The organism is Paraburkholderia sp. CNPSo 3274, assembly GCF_024206475.1.
Taxonomy (GTDB): Bacteria; Pseudomonadota; Gammaproteobacteria; order Burkholderiales; family Burkholderiaceae; genus Paraburkholderia.
Genome location: NZ_JAMBPR010000190.1, coordinates 1 through 3395, shown reverse-complemented (window position 1 = coordinate 3395; position 3395 = coordinate 1). Strand labels below are relative to the sequence as shown.

The window sequence follows — 3395 nt, the reverse complement described above, 5'->3', positions numbered from 1 at the left end:
TGAACTGACCCCGGAAAGCTGGACAGTATTTGGCTAGGGCCGAACGGGCTGAGTTCTGTACATCACAGGACTCAGCCCGTTTAACTTCAGCTTGATGCGTTGGTGATTGTAGTAGTGAATGTAGTGTTTGATGCCGGCCTGAAGTGCTTCGATGCTCTCGAAGCGAGTCGGGTAAAAGAACTCGGACTTCAGGGTGCCGAAGAAGCTTTCCATGGCGGCGTTATCGTGGCAGTTGCCCTTGCGCGACATGCTCTGCGTCAAGGCACACTTTGAGAGCAGCGCCTGGTAAGCAGCCATCTGGTAGTGCCAGCCCTGATCGGAGTGGACCACCGGCCGATCGCCAGGCCCGAGCCGCTTCATTGCCTTTTTGATCATGCCTGCGACCATCGCGAATACCGGACGTGTGGCCGTTTCGTAAGCAATGATCTCGCCGTTATACAGATCCAGAACCGGCGACAGATAGAGCTTCTGCTCGCCCACCCGGAACTCGGTGATATCGGTGACCCACTTCTGGTTCGGCGCGTCTGCATCGAACTGTCTTTGCAGCACGTTCGGCGCAATGCGTCCCACCGTCCCGCGGAAGGCCCGGTATTTCTTCGGGCGCACCAAGGACTTCAGTTTCATGAGCTGCATCAGGCGCTGGACAGTCTTGTGATTGACAACGGTGCCCAGACGGCGGATCGCGCTGGTGACGCGCCGATAGCCATAACGTCCCTTGTGCTGCTCGAATACCGAACGGATCCGCGCTTTGAGCTGCGCGTGTTTGTCCGCCATCTGCAATGCCTTGCACTGGTAATAGAAAGTACTGCGCGCCAGGCCTGCCACCTTCAGCAGGCCGTCGACTGGAAACTGATGCCTTAACCCGGCCACTATTTGCGTTTTTTGCGCTGCGCTTTGGGGCTTTCCGAGCGGATCAAGGCATCGAGTTTTTTTAGGTACGCGTTCTCCATGCGCAAATAGTTGAGCTCTTCGAGGAGCTCTTCTTTCGTGCGGGCCTCCAGCTTGAACCGGGCGTCGTAATGACTGTACTTCTTGCTGAACGCCGCTTTGCCATGCGCCTGCCAGGCGGCTACCCATTTGCGCACCGTGCCGTGGTCCACACCATGCCGGCGTGCCACTTCCCTACTGCTGCAGCCTTTGCCTGACAGCAAGTCTTTGACAACAGACCGCTTGAACTGCTCCGTGTACTTCGCCATGAAAAACACCCCAAAGGTTGGATCGGTGTCCAACTTTTGGGGTGCAGTTCAGTTTGTGGGGCTTTTTTCTTTGTTCCGCCGTCAACAAAATCTTTCTTTGGCGAAAATCCCTTTGGTCGCTCGCGCGACCGCCCGAAAGATGCCCCACTCGCTTTGCGCGCGTGGGGCGTTTCTCAGTTTGCGTCGTAAACTGCTGGATAATATTGTGACATCTGCACTCCATCAACACGTCCGCTCGGGTTTAACGCACAGGCAGCAACGTAAGTGTTATAGGTCCCTCCAGCGGCACCTCCAAACCCTGGACCTGTATAGGAGGCGAAATACCAGGAGTCCACCGTTAGGGTTGATTGCGGTAGTCCCAAAACTGCCTGTGCATTGCTTATATCGATGTTCCCAAATGGATCATCGAGCGAATACGACGGCCAATTAAAGTAGTGGTCGGTATTTTGACCCCAAACTGTTTGGGTAAAATTCGTGTACTGGGTAAACTGCGAACCGGCCACAGCCTGCCTAGTGTAACCAACGCCGCCAGAGATGACCGTCCCGTTTGCGGCAGCAGCGGTACAAATCGCGGCTGGATTCTGCGGCTGCGCGTTGCAGGAATAAACCCACGAACTACCGTTCCATGTGGGACCGCTCGCAAAGCCGTACTGACAGGTATTTGGACCCGGTGCCGGGGGTATCTGGCATGACAGACCGACCCAAGCACTACCGTTCCATGACGGACCAGATATCTCCTGCCAGCCGGTCGGACATGATGGAGGCGCTTGGTAATTGCACTGCGGCTGCGTAAATCCCGAGCCCATCCACTTCGCCGGCGTGAGCGTCGTCCAACCCGCGCCGGTCGAGCATGTTGGTGGCGTCTGCGCCGCGCGGTATTGCGGCCCAAGGCAGCTCGAGTCCTGATATCCGTAGGCGCAGTGTGCTGGCGCCTCTGCTTTCGCGCTCGCCGCGCCGAGCAACAGAATCAGTCCAACTGCAACGCGCTGCCAGCGCGACATGCCATTTTTCATCGTTGTGTTTTCCTAGTAAGCGCAATAGGTCTCGACGACACCTTGCGCACCAATGTTCGCGTTCGAGCCGTCGGTCAAATACACAGTCCACGGCCCGGTCCCGCTCGAATAGGCGTTAATCTGGGCGGTCGTGTTGACGTAGAAGCTTTGGGGCACAAGGAGGATCTGCGGCGATCCACCGGCCGAGCATTGCGGCGCCGGAACGTAGCTCCCATACCCGACCGTGTAGTACTGGTAGCGCGGAGCGGGGCCGCTGACCGGGACCCACTGGTTATAGAGGCAGGACAGCAACTGGCCAGACCCGTCTGCATTGGCTGCGACGCGCGTAGTGCCTGCGGTCGAGGTGCAGCTCGCGCGAGGCGTCGCGATGTTCGCTACCTCCAGCGCCCCGTAGACCGTCGCGTTGCCGTGCACCGCGGCCGCACCCGCGTCGATCGGCGCGGGAGCCGTGCCGGCAGAGTTCTGCACATACAGCGTCGAGGGCGTGCGCACCGCGTTCGACACATCGACGTTCGACGCCGACACTGCAGGCGCGGCGATGGTCCCTGTGGCGTCAATGCTATTGACGTTGTGCAGGCTCACGCCGTTGACGTTCTGGTCGCCGGTCCACGTCAGGCTGCCGTCACGCCGGATGTATAGCGAGTTGCCGTCGGAGTTCTGGCCGTTGGTCGCCAGAATCGCGGCTGCGGGCGTCCCCGTAAGTGGGTTGTTCGCGGTCCACGCGCCGTTGAGTCCCGAGATCGTTGCGGCATTGCGGGTCGACGAGTAGCCGAACTGCACGTCCTGTGAGTTCGCCGCGACGGCGATCTGCGCCGCGCCCGACACGTCCGGTTTGCCGTTGCGCGTGTACGGGAGCGACGGGTAGAAGATCCAGGACACGTGGCAGTTGCCTGCCGTTTCCGTACAGCCAGCCGGAAGCATGTTCATCTGGATTGTGTGTAAGCGGTGATTTCAGCACACCGAATAAAGAATCGTTTGCGACAGACGGGCAAGCGCAGCCGTACCGCGATGGTCGGGGTCAACCGGCGATATTCGCGTCGAGGTGATGAGCCTGCGCGTGGGCCAGCACGCCGACGCGCATTCAGTTCGTCAGCCGGTCTCTTCCTTTTCCTTTTGTTGCCGGGCGTAATTGAACGGCAGAAGATCGGTTACATCTGCGTCCGGCGCACGCTGCGGCAACTCGGTG

General features: G+C 59.2%; 2 protein-coding genes and 1 pseudogene. All 3 read right to left on the bottom strand.

Going from position 1 to position 3395, the window contains the following annotated elements:
* Positions 1 to 33: 33 nt before the first annotated feature.
* Positions 34 to 1196, bottom strand: a pseudogene (locus M3I54_RS43975) (IS3 family transposase).
* Positions 1197 to 1369: 173 nt separating this feature from the next.
* The gene (locus tag M3I54_RS43970) at positions 1370 to 2209 is read right to left on the bottom strand and encodes a hypothetical protein (protein ID WP_254346658.1); all 840 of its coding nucleotides are present in this window, start codon (positions 2207 to 2209) and stop codon (positions 1370 to 1372) included.
* Between the two features lie 12 nt (positions 2210 to 2221).
* Positions 2222 to 3088: a hypothetical protein gene (locus tag M3I54_RS43965; RefSeq protein WP_254346656.1), complete on the bottom strand. Its 867-nt coding sequence runs from the start codon at positions 3086 to 3088 to the stop codon at positions 2222 to 2224.
* Between the last annotated feature and the right edge of the window lie 307 nt (positions 3089 to 3395).